15 protein-coding genes are annotated in these 18,161 nt (G+C 72.1%); 6 read left to right on the top strand and 9 right to left on the bottom strand.

The genetic code is table 11. The features are described 5' to 3' along the window. Nucleotides 1-62: 62 nt before the first annotated feature. The 5 genes from OG524_RS30045 to OG524_RS30025 form a co-directional block, all read right to left on the bottom strand. A complete protein-coding gene (locus OG524_RS30045; protein ID WP_405812014.1) occupies nucleotides 63-1,205 on the bottom strand; it encodes an XdhC family protein in 1,143 nt (380 codons plus the stop codon). Nucleotides 1,206-1,243: 38 nt separating this feature from the next. Further along, nucleotides 1,244-2,701 carry an NCS2 family permease gene (locus tag OG524_RS30040; RefSeq protein ID WP_405387578.1) on the bottom strand — a complete coding sequence of 486 codons (1,458 nt, stop codon included), beginning with the start codon at nucleotides 2,699-2,701 and terminating at the stop codon, nucleotides 1,244-1,246. A 191-nt stretch (nucleotides 2,702-2,892) separates the two neighbouring features. Further along, nucleotides 2,893-5,310, bottom strand: a complete 2,418-nt coding sequence (locus OG524_RS30035; protein ID WP_405387579.1) for a xanthine dehydrogenase family protein molybdopterin-binding subunit — start codon at nucleotides 5,308-5,310, stop codon at nucleotides 2,893-2,895. A 2-nt stretch (nucleotides 5,311-5,312) separates the two neighbouring features. Next, nucleotides 5,313-5,903 (bottom strand): (2Fe-2S)-binding protein, encoded by a 591-nt coding sequence (locus OG524_RS30030; RefSeq protein ID WP_405387580.1) that lies wholly within the window; start codon nucleotides 5,901-5,903, stop codon nucleotides 5,313-5,315. A 2-nt stretch (nucleotides 5,904-5,905) separates the two neighbouring features. After that, entirely contained in the window at nucleotides 5,906-6,796 is an 891-nt protein-coding gene (locus tag OG524_RS30025) for an FAD binding domain-containing protein (RefSeq protein ID WP_405387581.1), read from the bottom strand. A 280-nt stretch (nucleotides 6,797-7,076) separates the two neighbouring features. On the opposite strand from OG524_RS30025, the gene OG524_RS30020 reads away from it, so the two are divergent. Continuing rightward, nucleotides 7,077-8,810 carry a PucR family transcriptional regulator gene (locus tag OG524_RS30020; RefSeq protein ID WP_405812013.1) on the top strand — a complete coding sequence of 578 codons (1,734 nt, stop codon included), beginning with the start codon at nucleotides 7,077-7,079 and terminating at the stop codon, nucleotides 8,808-8,810. A 163-nt stretch (nucleotides 8,811-8,973) separates the two neighbouring features. Next, nucleotides 8,974-9,756 (top strand): hypothetical protein, encoded by a 783-nt coding sequence (locus OG524_RS30015; RefSeq protein WP_405387583.1) that lies wholly within the window; start codon nucleotides 8,974-8,976, stop codon nucleotides 9,754-9,756. Nucleotides 9,757-9,841: 85 nt separating this feature from the next. On the opposite strand, the gene OG524_RS30010 is transcribed toward OG524_RS30015, so the two are convergent. Continuing rightward, nucleotides 9,842-10,591 carry a GntR family transcriptional regulator gene (locus OG524_RS30010; protein WP_405387584.1) on the bottom strand — a complete coding sequence of 250 codons (750 nt, stop codon included), beginning with the start codon at nucleotides 10,589-10,591 and terminating at the stop codon, nucleotides 9,842-9,844. A gap of 143 nt (nucleotides 10,592-10,734) precedes the next feature. Between OG524_RS30010 and OG524_RS30005 the strand changes: the two genes are divergently transcribed. Both OG524_RS30005 and OG524_RS30000 read left to right on the top strand, forming a co-directional pair. Beyond that, nucleotides 10,735-11,583: a (2Fe-2S)-binding protein gene (locus OG524_RS30005; RefSeq protein WP_405387585.1), complete on the top strand. Its 849-nt coding sequence runs from the start codon at nucleotides 10,735-10,737 to the stop codon at nucleotides 11,581-11,583. A 207-nt stretch (nucleotides 11,584-11,790) separates the two neighbouring features. After that, nucleotides 11,791-12,876 carry a DUF2637 domain-containing protein gene (locus tag OG524_RS30000; RefSeq protein ID WP_405387586.1) on the top strand — a complete coding sequence of 362 codons (1,086 nt, stop codon included), beginning with the start codon at nucleotides 11,791-11,793 and terminating at the stop codon, nucleotides 12,874-12,876. A 24-nt stretch (nucleotides 12,877-12,900) separates the two neighbouring features. On the opposite strand, the gene OG524_RS29995 is transcribed toward OG524_RS30000, so the two are convergent. After that, nucleotides 12,901-13,311: an ATP-binding protein gene (locus tag OG524_RS29995; RefSeq protein ID WP_405812012.1), complete on the bottom strand. Its 411-nt coding sequence runs from the start codon at nucleotides 13,309-13,311 to the stop codon at nucleotides 12,901-12,903. Between the two features lie 242 nt (nucleotides 13,312-13,553). Between OG524_RS29995 and OG524_RS29990 the strand changes: the two genes are divergently transcribed. Together OG524_RS29990 and OG524_RS29985 are read left to right on the top strand one after the other, a co-directional pair. Beyond that, on the top strand, nucleotides 13,554-13,952 hold the full coding sequence (locus tag OG524_RS29990; protein ID WP_405387588.1) for a ribonuclease domain-containing protein: 399 nt from the start codon (nucleotides 13,554-13,556) through the stop codon (nucleotides 13,950-13,952). Between the two features lie 96 nt (nucleotides 13,953-14,048). Continuing rightward, nucleotides 14,049-14,438, top strand: coding sequence for a barstar family protein (locus OG524_RS29985; protein WP_405387589.1), 390 nt, complete (start codon nucleotides 14,049-14,051; stop codon nucleotides 14,436-14,438). Between the two features lie 71 nt (nucleotides 14,439-14,509). Here OG524_RS29985 and OG524_RS29980 read toward each other — a convergent pair whose 3' ends face one another. Both OG524_RS29980 and OG524_RS29975 read right to left on the bottom strand, forming a co-directional pair. After that, nucleotides 14,510-16,252, bottom strand: a complete 1,743-nt coding sequence (locus tag OG524_RS29980) for a pyruvate dehydrogenase (protein ID WP_405387590.1) — start codon at nucleotides 16,250-16,252, stop codon at nucleotides 14,510-14,512. A gap of 83 nt (nucleotides 16,253-16,335) precedes the next feature. Further along, entirely contained in the window at nucleotides 16,336-17,931 is a 1,596-nt protein-coding gene (locus OG524_RS29975; protein WP_405812011.1) for a protein phosphatase 2C domain-containing protein, read from the bottom strand. Nucleotides 17,932-18,161: the final 230 nt, after the last annotated feature.

Here is an 18,161-nt window from a genome sequence, read left to right as displayed (position 1 = left end):
GTCACTTCAGGCCGAGGGCATTGATGATCTCCTGGTCGACGGCCAGGCCGCCGGGGCCCGGTTCAGGCCACCGAGGCGAGCGCCGGCGGGCCACCCTCGTGGTGGATCGGGGTGTGGGCTCCCGTCAGTGGTACGCCGCTGCCTCCGCGCCGGTCGGCGACGATCTCCGCGACGATCGACAGGGCCGTCTCCTCGGGCGTACGGGCCCCGAGGTCCAGCCCGATCGGCGAGTGCAGCGAGGCCAGTTGCCGTTCGCTCACGCCCGCCTCACGCAGCCGCTCGTTGCGCTCCAGGTGCGTGCGGCGCGAGCCCATCGCGCCGACGTAGGCGACCGGCAGGCGCAGGGCCAGTTCGAGCAGCGGCACGTCGAACTTGGCGTCGTGCGTGAGGACGCACAGGACGGTGCGCGCGTCCACGGCGGTGGCCGCGAGGTAGCGGTGCGGCCAGTCGACGACGATCTCGTCGGCGTCCGGGAAGCGGGCCGCGGTGGCGAAGACGGGGCGGGCGTCGCAGACGGTCACGTGGTAGCCGAGGAATCGGCCGGCCCGCACCAGGGCGGCGGCGAAGTCGATCGCCCCGAAGACGATCATCCTGGGTGGCGGGACACTCGACTCGACGAGCAGGGTGAGGGGCCGGCCGCAGCGCGATCCCTCGGCGCCGATGCCGACCGGCCCGGTGCGGCCCGCGTCCAGCATCGCGCGGGCCTCGGCCGCGGCGGTGCGGTCCAGCTCGGGGGCCCCGCCGAGCCCGCCCTCGTACGTGCCGTCGGCGTGGACGAGCAGCGGGCGGCCGAGCAGGTCGTCGGGGCCCTCGGTGACCCGGGCGACCGCCGCCGCCGTCCCCCCGGCGGCGGCGGCGAACGCGGCGGCGAACACCGGGCGCGCGGGATCGTCCGCCCGCACCGGTGTGACCAGGATGTCGATGACGCCGCCGCAGGTCAGGCCGACCGCGAAGGCGTCGTCGTCGCTGTAGCCGAAGCGCTCGCGCACGGTGGTGCCGTCGTCGAGTGCCTGTCGGCACAGCTCGTACACCGCCCCCTCCACACATCCGCCGGAGACCGACCCGATGGCCGTACCGTCACTGTCGACGGCGAGTGCGGCACCCGGCTGCCGGGGCGCGCTGCCGCCGACGGCCACGACGGTGGCCACGGCGAACGCGCGTCCCTGCCCGACCCACCGGTGGAGCTCCTCGGCGATGTCCAGCATGGCGTGTCTCCTTCTGACAGAGGTGCGAGCGGGCGGGGTCAGCTGACGCCGAGCCAGCTCTCGATCGGGTGGAGGGCGAAGTGGACGAGGAAGACCAGCGTCAGGACCCACATGAAGACGCCGACCTCACGGGCCCTGCCCTGGGCGAGCTTGACGGCGGCGTACGAGATGACGCCCGCGGCGACACCGGTGGTGATCGTGTACGTGAACGGCATCAGGACCACGGTGAGGAAGACCGGGACGGCGACGGAGCGGTCGCTCCAGTCCACGTGCCGGGCGTTCTGCATCATCATGGCGCCGATGACGACCAGGGCGGCCGAGGCCACCTCGGCGGGCACGATCGCCGTGAGCGGGGTGAAGAAGAGGCAGGCGGCGAAGAAGAGACCGGTGACGACGGAGGCGAGGCCGGTGCGGGCCCCCTCCCCCACGCCGGTCGCCGACTCGACGAACACGGTCTGGCCTGAGCCTCCGGCGACGCCGCCGATCGCCCCGCCCGCGCCGTCGATGAACAGTGCCTTGGACAGGCCCGGCATCCGGCCCTTGTCGTCGGCGAGCTTCGCCTCCGTACCGACGCCGATGATGGTGGCCATCGCGTCGAAGAAGCCCGCCAGCACGAGTGTGAAGACGATCATGCCGACGGTCATCACCCCGACGTCGCCCCAGCCGCCGAACTCGACCTGGCCGAAGAGCGAGAAGTCCGGCGAGGAGACGGCGCTGCCGCCCAGTTCGGGCGGGCCGCCGCTCCAGGCCTTCGGGTCGATGTCGCCGACGGCGTTGACGACGTTTCCGACGAGGGTTCCGACCACGATGCCGATCAGGATCGCGCCGGGGACGCCGCGCGCCTGCAACATGAAGATCAGCAGCAGGGTCACGGCGAAGACGAGGACGGGCCAGCCGGCCAGTTCACCGGCGGGGCCGAGGGAGAGCGGGGTGGCCGTCCCCTTGTGGACGAAACCGGCCTTGTACAGGCCGATGAGGGCGATGAAGAGGCCGATGCCGATGGTGATGCCGTGCTTCAGCGCGAGCGGGATCGCGTTCATGATCAGCTCGCGGAGGCCGGTGACGACCAGCAGGCAGATCACCACCCCGTAGACCACGCACATGCCCATGGCCTGCGGCCAGGTCATGGCCGGGGCGACCTGCGAGGCGAGCACGCCGGAGACGCCGAGGCCGGCGGCCAGCGCGAGGGGGACCTTCCCGACGAAGCCCATGAGCAGGGTGGTGGCCGCCGCCGCGAGCGCGGTGGCGGTGATCAGCCCCGGCCGGCCGAGCAGCTGCCCGTCGACGTCCTCGCCGCCCAGGATGAGCGGGTTGAGCAGGAGGATGTACGCCATGGCCATGAAGGTCGTGACGCCGCCGCGCACCTCGCGCGCGACGGTCGATCCCCGTTCGGATATGTGGAAGTACCGGTCGAGCCAGGACCGTCCTGCGGGGACGCGCGAGCCGGGGCCCGCGTCCTTTGCACTCGTCCTGGGTTCCACTGACTGCTGGGTCATGTTGCCTGACTCCCAAGGTTCACAGGGGCACCCGCGTGGAGCTCTCGTGATTGCGGGATTTGGGATGGATGCGAGGCGCACGACCCGGGGGACGGCCCGAGGCGAACTGTTCTTGACGATGGGACGGTTGTGCCGAGCCCCGGAGCGGATCGCGATGAACGGGCGTCGCTCCGAGGCTTCCTGGTGAAGCGTCAGGTTCCGGTGATGTGCTCGGGGCGCACCGGGGTCCTGTTGAGCTCCAGACCCGTCGCGTTCCGGATCGCCGCGAGGACGGCCGGGGTGGACGACAGGGTCGGGGCCTCGCCGACGCCGCGGAGCCCGTACGGGGCGTGGTCGTCGGCGAGTTCGAGCACATCGACCGGGATGGTCGGGGTGTCGAGGATGGTGGGGATCAGATAGTCCGTGAAGGACGGATTGCGCACCTTCGCGGTCTTCGGGTCGACGAGGATCTCCTCCATGACGGCGACACCCAGCCCCTGGGTGGTGCCGCCCTGGATCTGGCCCACGACCGACAGCGGGTTGAGTGCCTTGCCGACGTCCTGCGCGCAGGCGAGCTCGATGACCTTGACCAGTCCGAGCTCGGTGTCGACCTCCACGACCGCGCGGTGGGCGGCGAAGGAGTACTGGACGTGGCCGTTGCCCTGGCCGGTCCGCAGGTCGAAGGCCTCGGTGGGCCGGTGGCGCCACTCCAGCTCGATGTCGACGGCCTCGTCCTCCAGCACGTCGGCCAGCGCGGCGAGCACCTCGCCGCCGTCGGTGACGACCTTGCCGCCCTCCAGGAGGAGTTCGGCCGTCGCCCACGCCGGGTGGTACGTGCCGAACTTGCGGCGGCCCATCTCCAGGACCTTCTCGCGGACGGCCTCGCAGGAGTGCTTCACGGCGCCGCCGGTGACGTATGTCTGGCGGGACGCGGAGGTGGATCCGGCGGAGCCGACCCGGGTGTCCGCCGGGTGGATGGTGACCTGGTTGACACCGAGTTCGGTACGGGCGATCTGGGCGTGGACGGTGACACCGCCCTGCCCGACCTCGGCCATCGCGGTGTGCACGGTCGCGACGGGCTCGCCGTTGATGACCTCCATCCGCACCCGGGCGGTGGAGTAGTCGTCGAAGCCCTCGGAGAAGCCGACGTTCTTGAGGCCGACCGCGTAGCCCACCCCGCGTACGACGCCTTCGCCGTGCGTGGTGTTGGACAGTCCGCCGGGCAGGGCCCGTACGTCCACGGAGCTGCCCTCCGCGTCGGCCGAGAGCCACTGCTGCTCGGGCGGCATCGGGCGGGCCTTGACCCGGCGCAGCAGCTCGGCGACGGGGGCCGGCGAGTCGACGCGCTGGCCGGTGGGGAGCAGGGTGCCCTGCTCCATGGCGTTCAGCTGCCGGAGCTCGACGGGGTCCATGTCCAGCGCGACGGCCAGCTTGTCCATCTGCGCCTCGTACGCGAAGCACGCCTGGACCGCGCCGAAGCCGCGCATGGCGCCGCAGGGCGGGTTGTTGGAGTACAGGGCGAGCGCCTCGATGTCGACGTCCTCGACGACGTACGGTCCGACCGCGAGCGAGGCCGCGTTGCCGACGACCGCCGGGGAGGCGGAGGCGTAGGCGCCGCCGTCCAGCACGATCCGGCACTTCATGTGGGTGAGCTTGCCGTCCTTGGTGGCCCCGTGCTCGTAGTGGAGCTTCGCCGGGTGCCGGTGGACGTGTCCGAAGAAGGACTCGAAGCGGTTGTAGACCATCTTGACGGGCTTGCCGGTGCGCAGGGCCAGCAGGCAGGCGTGGATCTGCATCGACAGGTCCTCACGGCCGCCGAAGGCACCGCCGACGCCGGAGAGCGTCATACGGACCTTGTCCTCGGGGAGCCCGAGGACGGGGGCGATCTGCCGGAGGTCGGAGTGCAGCCACTGGGTGGCGACGTACAGCTCGACGCCGCCGTCCTCGGACGGCACGGCGAGGCCGGACTCGGGGCCGAGGAAGGCCTGGTCCTGCATCCCGAAGACGTAGTCGCCGGTGACGACGACGTCGGCCCTGCTCGCGGCGGCGTCCGCGTCGCCGCGGACCACCGGCTGGCGGTGCACGATGTTGGGGTGCGCGACATGGCCGATGTGGTGGTCGGTGCGGCCCTCGTGGACCAGGACGGCGTCGGGCGCGGTCGCGGACGCCTCGTCCGTGATGACCGGCAGCTCGGCGTAGTCGATGCGGATCTTGGCCGCGGCGCGGCGCGCGGTCTCGGGGTGGTCGGCGGCGACGAGGGCCACCGGCTCGCCGTGGTGGCGGACCTTGCCGTGGGCGAGGACCGGCGTGTCCTGGATCTCCAGGCCGTAGTTCTTCATCGCGGCGGGCAGGTCGTCGTAGGTGAGGACCGCGTAGACACCGGGCGTGGCGAGGGCCTCGCCGATGTCGATCGACCTGATCTCGGCGTGCGCGACGGTGGAGCGGAGCGTGTGGCCCCACAGCATGTCCTCGTGCCACATGTCCGAGGAGTACGCGAACTCCCCGGTGACCTTGAGGGTGCCGTCGGGCCGCAGGGTCGACTCGCCGATCCCGCCCCTGGTCTTCGAACCCTGGGTGATCTTGGTGGGGGTGCCGGCCGGTACGGAGGCGGCTCGTGGATGCAGCGCCATGGTTATCGGACCGCCTCTTCCTGACGGGCGGCCGCGAGGCGGACCGCGTCGAGGATCTTCTCGTAACCGGTGCAGCGGCAGAGGTTGCCGGAGAGCGCCTCGCGGATGTCCTGGTCGGACGGGGAGGGCTGCGCCTCGAGCAGTTCGTCGGCGGCGACCAGCAGGCCGGGGGTGCAGAAGCCGCACTGCACGGCCCCCGCGTCGATGAACGCCTGCTGGATCGGCGAGAGCTCCTCGGCGCTCTGCCCGTCCCCTGGCCGGGCCTGCCACCGCTGGGCGGCGTCGAGCGAGGTCCCGCAGGAGCCCGCGGCGCAGCCGGCGCCGGGGTGGGCGTCCTCGCGGTGCCTGGCGTAGTCCGCGAGGCCTTCGACGGTGACGATCTCGCGGCCCTCCGCCTGGCCGGCCGCGACGAGACAGGAACAGACGGGCACGCCGTCGAGACGGACCGTACAGGAACCGCATTCGCCCTGCTCACAGGCGTTCTTCGAACCCGGAAGGCCCATGCGCTCACGCAGGACGTAGAGGAGGGACTCGCCCTCCCAGACGTCGTCGGCTTCCTGCTTCCGGCCGTTGACCGTGAAATTCACTCGCATGGTTAAGCAGCTCCTTCGAGGGTGCGGCCCGTGCCGCGGTACTGCTCCCAGGTCCAGCCCAGCGTGCGGCGGGCCATGATGCCGACGGCGTGCCTGCGGTAGGCGGCGGTGCCCCGTACGTCGTCGATGGGGCTGCAGGCGCCGGAGGCGAGCTGGGCGAACTGCTTGGCGACGGACGGAGTGATGATCTTGCCGCTCTCCCAGAACCCGCCCTCGTCCAGCGCGGCGTTCAGGAACTCCTCGGCCGCCTTGGCCCGGACCGGGGTCGGGGCCGCGGAGCCGATGCCGGTGCGGACGGTGCGGGTCTCGGGGTGGAGGGCGAGGCCGAAGGCGCAGACGGCGATGACCATGGCGTTGCGGGTGCCGACCTTCGAGAACTGCTGGGGGCCGTCCGCCTTCTTGATGTGGACGGCGCGGATCAGCTCGTCCGGGGCGAGGGCGTTGCGCTTGACGCCGGTGTAGAAGGCGTCGATCGGGATCATCCGGGTGCCGCGTACGGACTCGGCTTCGACCTCGGCGCCCGCGGCGAGCAGGGCCGGGTGGGCGTCGCCCGCGGGTGACGCGGTGCCCAGGTTGCCGCCGACGCCGCCGCGGTTGCGGATCTGCGGCGAGGCGACGGTGTGCGAGGCGAGCGCGAGACCGGGCAGTTCGGCCCTGAGGTTCTCCATGATGGCGCTGTACGGAACGGAGGCGCCGAGCCGCACGCTGTCCTGACCGGTCTGCCACTCGGACAGCTCACCGATCCGGTTCAGGTCCAGGAGGTGTTCGGGCCGCCGGTGGTCGAAGTTGATCTCGACCATCACATCGGTCCCACCCGCGATGGGCACAGCCGTCGGGTGCTCGGCCTTGGCGGCGAGCGCCTCCTCCCAGCTGGCGGGGCGAAGGAAGTCCATGAGTGGCTCTCTTCTTCTCAATCGGGTCGTTCGGCTGGGACGGGGTGCGGCCGGCCCTCTTGGTCGTTCCTGTGTTGTTCACGCGGTGTGTGGCCCAGTACACAAGCCTTGCTCCACTCGGTGCAGTCACCGAAACCATGAAGGAATTGGCTGGCCCCCACCCCAGTCTTGTAGATTCGAACGAATGGCGGGTACCGGTAACCTCACCGCAATTCACAGGTATCCCCCACCACCCCCGCCCCCCTCACGCACCAACGAAAAAGATCGGCGGCAATCGACGATGCGGCTGCGCGCACTGCTGGACACCGACGCGCTGGGCCTGCGGCTGCTCGGCGGCGAGGACGAGCTGGACCGTTCGGTCCGGGGTGTCATGACGACCGATCTGCGCGACCCCAGCCGCTATCTCTCCGGCGGCGAGCTGGTCCTCACGGGGCTGGCCTGGCGCCGGGGCGCGTCGGACTCGGAGCCGTTCGTCCGGATCCTGGCCGGTGCCGGGGTGGCCGGGCTCGCGGCGGGCGAGGCGGAGCTCGGCCCCATCCCCGACGATCTGGTCGACGCGTGCCTGCGGCACCGGCTGCCGCTCTTCGCCGTCGACGAGACCGTCGCCTTCGCAACGATCACCGAGCATGTGGTGCGCCAGGTCTCCGGCGAGCGGGCCGGTGACCTCGCCGCCGTCGTCGACCGGCACCGCCGGCTGATGACCTCGGGCCCGGCGGGCGGCGGCCTCGAGGTGGTCCTCGACCTGCTCACCTCCGACCTCGACCTGCGGGCCTGGGTGCTCTCCCCCACGGGCCGGCAGATCGCCGGGGCGGGCCAGCCGCTGGCCGGGCACGTCGGCGCGTCGCTGGCCGGGCAGCACCTGGCGGCGACCCGGACCGGCCGCCGGGGCCCGCACCGGGCCGAGGTCGCGGGTACGACGTATTCGCTGTTCCCGATCCGGAACAACGGCCGGGGTGCGGTTCCCGGCCCGCGCGACGTGCGCGAGTCGGTGCTCTCGGACTGGCTGCTGGCCGTGGAGGCGGACGCGAGCGACTGGCCTGCCGCACGGCTGGACCTGCTCCAGGGCGTCACCCAGCTGATCGCGGTCGAACGCGACCGCCGCGACGCGGCCCGTACGGTACGCCGCAGACTCGCCCAGGAGGTGCTGGAGCTGGTCCAGGCGGGCGCGGCCCCGGCCGAGATCGCGGCGAGGCTGCGGGTGGCCGCCCCGGTCCTGCTGCCGGGGCTCGGCACGGCGCCCCACTGGCAGGTCGTGGTGGCCCGGGTCGAGTGGGCGGGCGAGGACGCGGACCTTCCGGGCGGCCAGGTCGCCCAGGCGCTGCTGGAGGAGATCCTGGTCGACCCGGCGGTGACGGGACCCGATTCGGCGGACCGGATCGCCGTGGCGCACACGGGCGACGAGGCCGTCGCCCTCGTACCGCTGCCCGCCGTCGCCCCGGCGCCCGCTCCCGGCGGCACGTCGGGCGACGAGGGCGCCGACATGGCGTCCGAGGACCGGGACGGGGAGGCGCGGGACACCGCCCTGCACGCCGACGCGCTGCTCGCCGCGGTCCGGGATCCGCTGTCCGCGGGTCTCGCGGACGACGGCCGCCTGACACTGGGTGTCAGCGCCGCCGTGCATTCCGCCGAAGGACTGCGCGGAGCCCTGGAGGAGGCCCGGCACGCCCGTCGGGTCGCGGCGGCCCGGCCGGGCCGGGTCTGCGCGGCCGGCCACCACGAGCTCGCCTCGCACGTACTGCTGCTTCCCTTCGTCCCCGACGACGTACGCCGGGCCTTCACCGCACGGCTGCTGGACCCGCTGCGCGACTACGACCGGCGCCACCGGGCGGAGCTCATCGAGACGCTCGAGGCCTTCCTGGACTGCGACGGTTCCTGGACCCGCTGCGCGGCCCGGCTGCACCTCCACGTCAACACACTGCGCTATCGCGTCGGACGCATCGAGCAGTTGACGGGGCGTGACCTTTCGCGCCTGGAGGACAAGCTCGATTTCTTCCTCGCCCTGCGCATGAGCTGACCTCCGGGCCTCGCCGGGGCCCGTCCGGGCTCCGCGCGATTGTGAATTCTTTCACCTGACATCGGTCCCACCCCTTGGCCCGGCGTGCCATTCCGTGCTGAGATGCGCCCAGACTCAACAGCTCAATGGCGCGCTCGGGGAGGGCAATGTGGCGCATACCGCCATGTCTGGTTCCGGAACGACAGCAGATGACGATCCGCCGCTCCAGACAGCGGTATGGCGGCTGCGTTCACGCGCCTGCTGGACCGACGCGGCCGCGCTGCTCGAACCGCACGCGGCCACCGACCCCGCCGCCGCCCTCCAGCGGACCTCGCTGCTGACGGAGCGGTGCCTCTACACCGGCACCGGGTGGACCGACGCCGAGGACGCGCTGCGCACCGCGGAGGCGCTCGCCCACGACAACTCCGAGCGCGGGGCCGCCGCCTGCGAGCGCGGCTACCTCGCCTACGCCTCGACCCTGCTGGGCGTACGGGACCGGGCCGACGAGGCCAGCGTGGCACTGAGCCGGGCCGCGGCGCTGCTCGCCCCCGCCGCCCCCGGCCGGCCGCTGCTGGACTTCCGCCGCGGGCTGATCGCCCAGAACATCGCCGACGCACCCCAGTCGGCCCGCGCCGCCTACCGCAGGGCGCACGCCGGAGCCACCGCCCAGGGGGACGAGCTGCTGCTCTCGTCCACCTGGCGGCACCTCGCCTCGCTCGCCCTGCGGGAGGGTGAGCTCGCGGAGGCGCGGCACGGCTTCGCGGAGTCGCTGCGGATAAGGGAGGAGCTGGGCTATCTCGTCGGCACGGCCCCGGCGCTCATCTCCCTCGCGGACGCCGAGACAGAGCCCGAGGCTGCCCGGCTGCGCGCCGAGGCGGGCCGGCTGTTCCGGCTGCTCGGCGGCGTACCCACGTGGCTGGCTCCCCGGCTGGAGCCGCCGGCCCCGGAGACCGCCGAGGCGAACTGAGGACGGGCAGGCTCTCCGCAGGATGCCGGGCCTCCACCGGAGGACGGCCCCCGCCCCGGCCGGCGGGGGCCGTGTCCGGCAGCCCTCAGCCGTCCGCGCCGTTGAAGTGTTCGCGCACCAGCGACTGCACCACCGCGAGGTCCCGGGCAATCAGCGCGTCCAGCAGCGCGGTGTGCTCCGAGGCGTCCGCGAGCAGGTCGGCGCGGCGGGTGGCCGGACTGCTGACCAGTGGCCACTGCGACCGCCGGTGCAGGTCGTCGGCGATCATCACGAGCTGCTCGTTGCCGGAGAGCGCCAGGACGGCGCGGTGGAAGGCGCGATCGCACTCCGCGTAACTCGCCCGGTCGCCGACCGCGGCCGCCGCGACCGTGGCGTCGGCCAGCGGCCGCAGGGCGCACCAGCCGCCCGCCGGTACGGTGCGGGCCAGCCGCAGCATCACGGGGACCTCGATCAGGGCGCGCACCTCGGCGAGCTCCGCGAGCTCCCGCGGGCCGCGTTCGCTGACCCGGAAGCCGCGGTTGGGCACGACCTCGACCGCACCCTCGATGGCCAGTTGCTGCATGGCCTCGCGCACCGGGGTCGCGGAGACGCCGAAGCGGGCGCCCAGCGCCGGGGCCGAGTAGACCTGCCCGGGGGCCAGCTCACCGCCGACGAGGGCGGCACGCAGGGCGTCGAGGACCTGGCCGCGCACGGAGTGCCGCTGCACCACCCTGGGCGCATGCGGCTCACTGTGGGTGTGCTCGCCGCGCGCCTGCTCGGGCACGCGAAACTCCGGCGGGGTCGCCGAGGACGCGTACGGCGGGCGTACGCCGTCGCGCGCTCTGCCCTGCTCCACGGGACCTCCTCGGACCGGCGGGCCCGGCTCGCGTGCGCCCGGCCCCCTGTGCACGATAGGCGGAGCCGGCCACAGTTCAAACACCGATCATTTCGGGTAAGGTAAGGCTTACCTGTAGATGATCGTGATTCGGTGGTCCCCGTATGACCGTCCCCGCCCTGCTCACCGCCACCGCCCCGTCCCCCGTGACGGCGGCGTACGCGCGCCTGGCCGAGGTCTTCCCCGGACTGCGCGCCGAAGTGCTCACCGATGACGCCCCGGCCCCTTCGGGCACCGGTTGGGTCGGTGCGGCCGAGCTCGCGGAGGGTGGCGCGGCCCTGGACGCCTTCCTCGCCTGGGACGACGCCCAGGTGGTGCGGGACTACGGGATGCGGGCCCGCCCCGACGTGGTGGCCGGCTTCGGACTGCACCGCTACGCCTGGCCCGCCTGCCTGCTGGTGACCGTGCCCTGGTTCCTGAACCGCCGGGTGCCGCGGGTCCCCGTGAAGGACGTCTCCTTCCAGCGGGCACTGGGCCGCCTGACGCTCCGTGTGAGTGAATTCGCCTGCCTGCCGGACGACCCGGCGGCGGCCCTGCCCGGCGCCCGGGTCGTCCCGGACGAGGCCGCGCTGCGGGCCGAGGTCCTGGACGCCGTGGCGGAGCACATCGGTCCGGTGCTGGACGGCTTCCGGCCACGCATGCGGCGCGGCAAGCGGGCGCTGTGGGGCATGACGACGGACGAGATCGTCGAGGGCCTCTGGTACGTCGCCCATCTGCTGGGCGAGGAGCGCCGCGCGATGAAGGAGCTGGAGCTGCTCCTGCCCGGCACCACCAAGCCGTACGTGGGCACCGCCGGTTTCCGTGAACTGACCGGCCCCGACGGCGAATCGCTCCCGACCCGTGACCGGGCGAGCTGCTGCATGTTCTACACGCTGCGGCCGGAGGACACATGTGTCACCTGCCCGCGCACCTGCGACGCCGACCGCGTCCGGAAACTGACTCCCGCTCCTTGATCGACCTCTCCCGGATCATGCCGCTCGTCCGGGTGATCTCAATTCGAATGCACCGCCTCGCACTTCTGCGGGTGTTCGAGAGGGTTCGGCCAATCGATGAGCCTAATCGCCACGATGGTGTCCAGTTGTCCTGAAAACCCCTGCCCGGGGCGAAATTTCCGTCACGATGGCGCCCGACACGCCCTATCGCGACGCAAGGGACCGCGCATGAGACTGACCGACATTTCGCTTGACTGGCTGCTTCCGGGCGCCGTATTGCTCGTGGGGGTCATGGCGGCGGTGACGGTGGTCGCGCGCGGCAGGCGCGCCGCCGAGAAGGCCGCGGCCGACGACAGTTGGGAACGCAGCGAGGAACGCCGCAGACGCAAGGAGGCACTGTACGCGACCGCCTCGTACGTCCTGCTGTTCTGCTGTGCCGCGGTGGCCGCCGCTCTCTCCTTCCACGGGCTTGTCGGCTTCGGCCGGCAGAATCTCGGCCTCTCCGGAGGCTGGGAGTACCTGGTGCCGTTCGGCCTCGACGGTGCAGCCATGTTCTGCTCGGTGCTCGCCGTGCGCGAGGCCAGCCACGGAGACGCCGCACTCGGCTCCCGGCTCCTCGTGTGGGCGTTCGCCGGTGCCGCCGCCTGGTTCAACTGGGTACACGCACCACGCGGGATGGACCACGCCGGTGCCCCGCACTTCTTCGCGGGGATGTCCCTCTCGGCCGCCGTGCTGTTCGACCGCGCGCTGAAGCAGACCCGGCGTGCCGCCCTGCGGGAGCAGGGCCTGGTACCCCGCCCGCTGCCGCAGATCCGGATCGTACGGTGGCTCCGTGCGCCCTGGGAGACCTTCGGCGCCTGGTCGCTGATGCTCCTCGAGGGCGTACGCACTCTGGACGAGGCGGTCGACGAGGTACGCGAGGACCGCCGGGAGAAGTCTCAGGACCGGCACCGCAGGAGGGACCAGGCAAAGCTGGACAGGGCGCAGATCAAGGCGCTGAACCGGCAGAACCGGGCCTGGGGGCGTGGTGGCCGCAGTGGCCACCATGTCGATGTCCAGGTCATCGCCCCTGCGACGGGCAGCGGCACGACGGCCGTCGCGGACCCCGCAATGACAGAGCCGGGACAGCTTCCCCTGCGTCCCAGGCCTTCCCTGCAAGCCGTGAACGGCGCCACCTCGAGGGGCACTTCGCCGCAGACCGCGAGCGGTGGTCCCGCGACCGTCGACCTCACCGTCGAGGACGACACCCAGGCCCTGCCCCGGCTCGATTCGCTGGAACAGAAGCTCAAGGACCTGGAGCGGCAGTTCGGCTGAGCGGCGAGAGGCCGCGGCCTGACGTCAGACCTTCCCGGCGTTCAGCTCGAACCAGACCACCTTGCCCAGCGCCTGCGCCGTGACGCCCCAGGAGTCCGCCAGGCTCTGCACGAGGAGCAGCCCTCTGCCATGCGTACCGTCGTCGGCGTTCGGTACGTACGGCGCGGGTTCCTGCCCCGGCACGAAGTCGCGCACCTCCACGCGTAATCGCGCGGGAGCCGCCGTCACCGTGATCACGGCCCCGTTCCGCGTGTGGATCAGGGCGTTCGTCACCAGCTCGCTCAGCAGGAGTTCCGCCACCTCGGTCTCCTCGGGCCGGGAGCGGTGGCGCAGGAACTCCCGCAGCGCGCCGCGCACTTCCCCCACGCCCGACAGATCGGCGTGGCCGAGTCTCCGGTGCAGCCGGACGGGCCGGCTCTCCTGCCGCTTCGTCATTTCCCCCGCACGCACAGTGAATCGGCCTCCCTTGATTCCGTCATGTCTCGAACGCCGTCACGGCATGCATGCCCCACAGACGGGCCGTCACGCTTTTCCAGGCGCCAACAGGTGAACACGGTTCGGCGCAACCCCTGCCGGAAGACCAGTGCGTTACGTTTCCGTACCCACCGTTAACTTGCCAAAAATTCACACGAGGTGGCGTTGACGGGACGGGATCTACGCGCGTCATCATGGTGGACATGCGAATCCCCCCACGGATCACCACGCTCGGCGGCATCGCCGCCCTCCTGTCCGTCCTCTTCGTCGGCGGCCCCGTCGCGGCGTCGGCAGCGACGGTTCCCTCGACCGCCGCCGTCGGCAGCATCTGCTACTCCGCGCTGCCGTCCCAGGCACACGACACCCTCGACCTCATCGACGCGGGCGGACCCTTCCCGTTCGACCAGGACGGCACCGTCTTCCAGAACCGGGAAGGCATCCTGCCGAGCCAGGGAACGGGCTACTACCACGAGTACACGGTCATCACGCCGGGCTCGGACACCCGCGGTGCCCGCCGGATCGTGACGGGCGACGAGGTCGAGGAGGACTACTACACCGCGGACCACTACGAGTCCTTCGACCTGGTCGACCACGGCTGCTGATCGGCCTCACCCCGGTCCGGTCCGCGCCGTTGTCCCCCACCTGCGGCGCGGATCACCGGACGGGGTGCCGGGAGAGCGCGCTTGTACGCTCCGGCCATGACTGTGATCTATGTGATCGACGGCTCCGAGGTCACCGGCCTGGAGCGCTTCTGGGACGTGATCGGCGAGGCCGTGAACGGTCCCGGCGGCTATTTCGGGCGCAATCTCGACGCCTTCGCCGACTGCCTGAGCGGCGGCATGGGCACCCCGGACGACGCCGACTTCGTCATCGAGTGGCGCGACCACGCCCTGTCCGCACGGGCGTTGGGCCATGAGGAGACCGCCCGCCGGCTGCGCGACTCCCTCACCCGGGTGCATGCCTCCAACCGGGCGCGGGTGGAGGCCGAGCTGGCCGAGGCGCTGGCCGGCCGGGGGCCGACACTCTTCGACGAGCTGGTGGAGATCATCACGGACCGCACCGCGCCCGGGACGCTGCGCCTGAAGTGACCGCGCCGCTGCCCCCTGAGGACCGCCGCTGCCCCTGAAGTGACCACGCCGTGTCCCGGACCCGCTCCTCGTCAGGGGCGGGGGACGTTACGGAGGTTGGAGCGGGCCAACTGGAGCATCCGCCCCACCCCGCCGTCCAGCACGATCTTGCTCGCGGAGAGGGCGAATCCGGTGACCATGTCGGCGCTGATCTTCGGTGGGATGGACAGGGCGTTCGGGTCGGTGACCACGTCGACGAGTGCCGGCCCCTTGTGTTTGAAGGCGTCCTTGAGGGCGCCCTCCAGCTGTTTGGGCTTCTCCACCCGCACCCCGTAGGCCCCGCACGCCCGGGCGACCGCCGCGAAGTCCGGGTTCTTGTTGGTCGTGCCGAACGACGGCAGCCCCGCGACCAGCATCTCCAGCTCGACCATGCCGAGCGAGGAGTTGTTGAACAGGACGACCTTCACCGGGAGGTTGTACTGGACGAGCGTGAGGAAGTCGCCCATCAGCATGGTGAATCCACCGTCGCCGGACATCGAGACGACCTGCCGGTTCCGGTCGGTGAACTGCGCCCCGATCGCCTGAGGCAGTGCGTTGGCCATCGAGCCGTGGCTGAACGAACCGATCACCCGGCGCCTGCCGTTGGGTGTGAGGTAGCGGGCCGCCCATACGTTGCACATGCCGGTGTCGACGGTGAACACCGCGTCGTCGTCGGCGAGTTCGTCGAGCACGGCGGCGACGTACTCGGGGTGGATCGGCACGTGCTTCTCGACCTTGCGGGTGTACGCCTTGACCACGCCCTCCAGCGCGTCCGCGTGCTTCCTCAGCATGCGGTCGAGGAACTTGCGGTCGGTCTTGGCCTTCACCCTCGGCGTCAGGGCCCGCAGGGTCTCCCGCACATCGCCCCAGACCGCGAGGTCGAGCTTGGAACGCCGGCCCAGGTGCTCGGGCCGCACGTCGACCTGGACGATCTTCACATCGGTCGGGAGGAACGCGTTGTACGGGAAGTCGGTGCCCAGCAGGATCAGCAGATCGCACTCGTTGGTGGCCTCGTAGGCGGCTCCGTAGCCGAGCAGTCCGCTCATGCCGACGTCGTACGGGTTGTCGTACTGGATCCACTCCTTGCCGCGCAGCGCGTGGCCGACCGGGGCCTTCACCCGCTCGGCGAACGCCATCACCTCGGCGTGCGCTCCGGCCGTGCCGCTGCCGCAGAACAGCGTCACCCGTTTGGCCTCGTCGACCATCCGGCAGAGCTTCTCGATCTCCTCGTCGCCGGGCTTCACGGAGGGCCGAGTGGTGACCAGGGCGTGCTCGACGGACTTCTCGGGGGCCTGCTGGGAGGCGATGTCGCCGGGCATCGAGACGACGCTGACACCGCCGCGGCCGATCGCGTGCTGGATGGCCGTCTGGAGCAGCCGGGGCATCTGCTGCGGGTTGGAGATCATCTCGTTGTAGTGGCTGCACTCCTGGAAGAGCAGCTCGGGATGGGTCTCCTGGAAGTAGCCGAGGCCGATCTCGCTCGACGGGATGTGCGAGGCGAGGGCGAGCACGGGGGCCATCGAACGGTGGGCGTCGTAGAGGCCGTTGATGAGGTGCAGATTGCCCGGGCCGCAGGATCCGGCGCAGGCGGCCAGGGTCCCGGTGATCTGGGCCTCCGCACCGGCGGCGAACGCGGCGGTCTCCTCGTGCCTGACCTGGATCCACTCGACGGCGGAATTCCGCCGGACTGCGTCGACGACGGGGTTGAGGCTGTCACCGACGACGCCGTACAGCCGCTTGACCCCCGCCCGCACGAGAATGTCGACGAACTGTTCCGACACGTTCTGCTTGGCCATGGGTGCGCACCCTCTCTGTGTGTGCTCCTTGCACATGCGGCGGCAGCCCCGCTACGGAGTCCATCAACCCATGGCGTGCGCGGTTACGCCTCCCAGACTGCGGCGCTCGTACGGTCGTCGGCGTACCCCGTGACCCTGAGCTGGGTGTCGGCCAGATAGGCGGGCAGGCCGGGCGGGCCCGCCGCCCAGCGCCTTGCGAGCTCCTCGGCGAGGGCAGGCTCGCCGCGCATCGGTTCGGCCAGTCCGTTGCCGCAGAGCACCAGCACGTCCCCCGCGCGGGCGACCGAGGCACGGAACCGGAAGGGCTCGGCGGGCGGTGGCGCCGGGCTCTCGGCGTACGGGGCCGGGGGTGTGGTGGTGTGCAGATCCATCGTCAGCCTGTCCCCGCCCGGACCCTCTTCGCCCACCGAGCCGCCCGACGGGGCCGGGACGAGGGGTTCGAGGTCCTGCCAGGCGCCGTCACGGAGCCGGAAGAGGCCGCCCGCGCCGATGCCGAAGAAGACCCGGGTGCGGCATTCCGGATCGGCGGACAGGAGCAGGCAGCGCAGGCCGACGGTGTACGCGGACGGTTCGAGGCCGAGCCCGACGGCCCGGGCGCGCAGTTTGCCGTACGTACGGTCGGTGAGGCGCTGCAGTCCCGATCTGAGGTCGCCCCGGCGTCCCGCCCTTATGTCGTCGGAGAGCCGGGCGTGACTGCGGGCGACCGCAGCGCCGATCCAGCGGCAGGCGTCGGCCGCGGCGAGATGGGCGTGTTCCGCGGCCCTGGCGCCCCCGGCCACCGCGACCAGGACCAGGGCGTCGTCCCCGGTGCCGAAGCGTGCGGTGAGCAGGGCGTCGCGGCGGGGTTCGCCGCGGAAGCGCGCCGAGTCGCCGCGCACGGAGGCCGCCCGCAGGGTGTAGGTCCCGTACCGGGCGCCGTCGAGCACGGTGTCGGCGACGAGTCCGCCGATGTCGTCGGGGCCGGAGGCGGGGAGTGCGGCGGACTCGGCGTCGTAGGTCGGCGGCCGGTCCCCGAGGTGGCCGACGACCGGACGCGGCGGTTCCTCCCCCGGCGCGTCCGCACCGGGTGCGTGCGCGGCACCGGAGGGGTCCGCAGGCGCGGTCACCGGCCCGGGCGGCTCCGGGGCGGGCGGTGCGGCGAAGGTGCGCGGCCGCGCGGGTCCGACCGGGGGCTCCCAGGGGGCGGGCACGGCCAGGGTGCGCGGGGGCGCGGGCGCCGGGGGGCGCTCCGGCGCAGGGGGTGCAGAGGGCGCAGGAGGTGCAGGGGGTTCGGGGGGCGCGGGAGTTGGCTCCGGAGTGACGGCCGGCGGCTCCGGCGTGGAACGCACAGGCGGCGCGGGGAGCTGCTCCGGCGTGCGCGGGCGCTCCGGCGCGGGGCGGCCCTGTGGTGCGAGAGGGGCGGGCGGCTTCACCGGGGCCGTGGGCACTCCCCCCGGTACGCCCCCCGGCGTGCCCCGTACCGGTTCCGCCCCCGGCGTGCGCGGGTCGGGCACCGGCACCATCGTGACCGGGCGGTCCAAGGGGTCCGGCGCCCGGCCCACCGCGTCCGAGGCGGAGTCGAACCGGTCGTCGAGGCTGTCGGGCGCACTGCTCGGGCCCGTGTCCGGCGCGGTCTCGTCGTACAGCCTGCGCCACCAGTCGTCCTCGTTGGCGGCGGGCTTCTCCCCCTGCTGACTCATGCCCATATTGTCCACCGCACAGGCCGTGCGAAAACGGGTCATCAGGAAAAGAGGCCCGGAAGTGACGCCCGGGCAGCGTCCGGCGAAGGGGTCCGCCGGGTGTCCCCACCCCCCACGGGAGGGTCACCCGGCGGCCCGGTTCCGGTGTGATCAGCGCGCGGTGTGTGCGTCAACACCGTTGCGTTTGAGTCTTGAGCCGCAGGTCAAGCCCTGGTGAATGACGCAACGGG

The sequence above is a fragment of the Streptomyces sp. NBC_01520 genome (genome assembly GCF_045040375.1).
In the GTDB taxonomy this organism is placed as follows: Bacteria; Actinomycetota; Actinomycetes; order Streptomycetales; family Streptomycetaceae; genus Streptomyces.
Note: the sequence above shows the minus strand (reverse complement) of the source record. Positions and strands in the feature narration are given on the sequence as shown.

What these genes read in the sequence shown, in the direction of transcription:
- OG524_RS30045 (WP_405812014.1), bottom strand. Translation starts at nt 1,205, where the DNA reads ATGCTGGACATCGCCGAGGAGCTCCACCGGTGGGTCGGGCAGGGACGC.
- OG524_RS30040 (WP_405387578.1), bottom strand. Translation starts at nt 2,701, where the DNA reads ATGACCCAGCAGTCAGTGGAACCCAGGACGAGTGCAAAGGACGCGGGC.
- OG524_RS30035 (WP_405387579.1), bottom strand. Translation starts at nt 5,310, where the DNA reads ATGGCGCTGCATCCACGAGCCGCCTCCGTACCGGCCGGCACCCCCACC.
- OG524_RS30030 (WP_405387580.1), bottom strand. Translation starts at nt 5,903, where the DNA reads ATGCGAGTGAATTTCACGGTCAACGGCCGGAAGCAGGAAGCCGACGAC.
- OG524_RS30025 (WP_405387581.1), bottom strand. Translation starts at nt 6,796, where the DNA reads ATGGACTTCCTTCGCCCCGCCAGCTGGGAGGAGGCGCTCGCCGCCAAG.
- OG524_RS30020 (WP_405812013.1), top strand. Translation starts at nt 7,077, where the DNA reads ATGCGGCTGCGCGCACTGCTGGACACCGACGCGCTGGGCCTGCGGCTG.
- OG524_RS30015 (WP_405387583.1), top strand. Translation starts at nt 8,974, where the DNA reads ATGTCTGGTTCCGGAACGACAGCAGATGACGATCCGCCGCTCCAGACA.
- OG524_RS30005 (WP_405387585.1), top strand. Translation starts at nt 10,735, where the DNA reads ATGACCGTCCCCGCCCTGCTCACCGCCACCGCCCCGTCCCCCGTGACG.
- OG524_RS30000 (WP_405387586.1), top strand. Translation starts at nt 11,791, where the DNA reads ATGAGACTGACCGACATTTCGCTTGACTGGCTGCTTCCGGGCGCCGTA.
- OG524_RS29995 (WP_405812012.1), bottom strand. Translation starts at nt 13,311, where the DNA reads ATGACGAAGCGGCAGGAGAGCCGGCCCGTCCGGCTGCACCGGAGACTC.
- OG524_RS29990 (WP_405387588.1), top strand. Translation starts at nt 13,554, where the DNA reads ATGCGAATCCCCCCACGGATCACCACGCTCGGCGGCATCGCCGCCCTC.
- OG524_RS29985 (WP_405387589.1), top strand. Translation starts at nt 14,049, where the DNA reads ATGACTGTGATCTATGTGATCGACGGCTCCGAGGTCACCGGCCTGGAG.
- OG524_RS29980 (WP_405387590.1), bottom strand. Translation starts at nt 16,252, where the DNA reads ATGGCCAAGCAGAACGTGTCGGAACAGTTCGTCGACATTCTCGTGCGG.
- OG524_RS29975 (WP_405812011.1), bottom strand. Translation starts at nt 17,931, where the DNA reads ATGAGTCAGCAGGGGGAGAAGCCCGCCGCCAACGAGGACGACTGGTGG.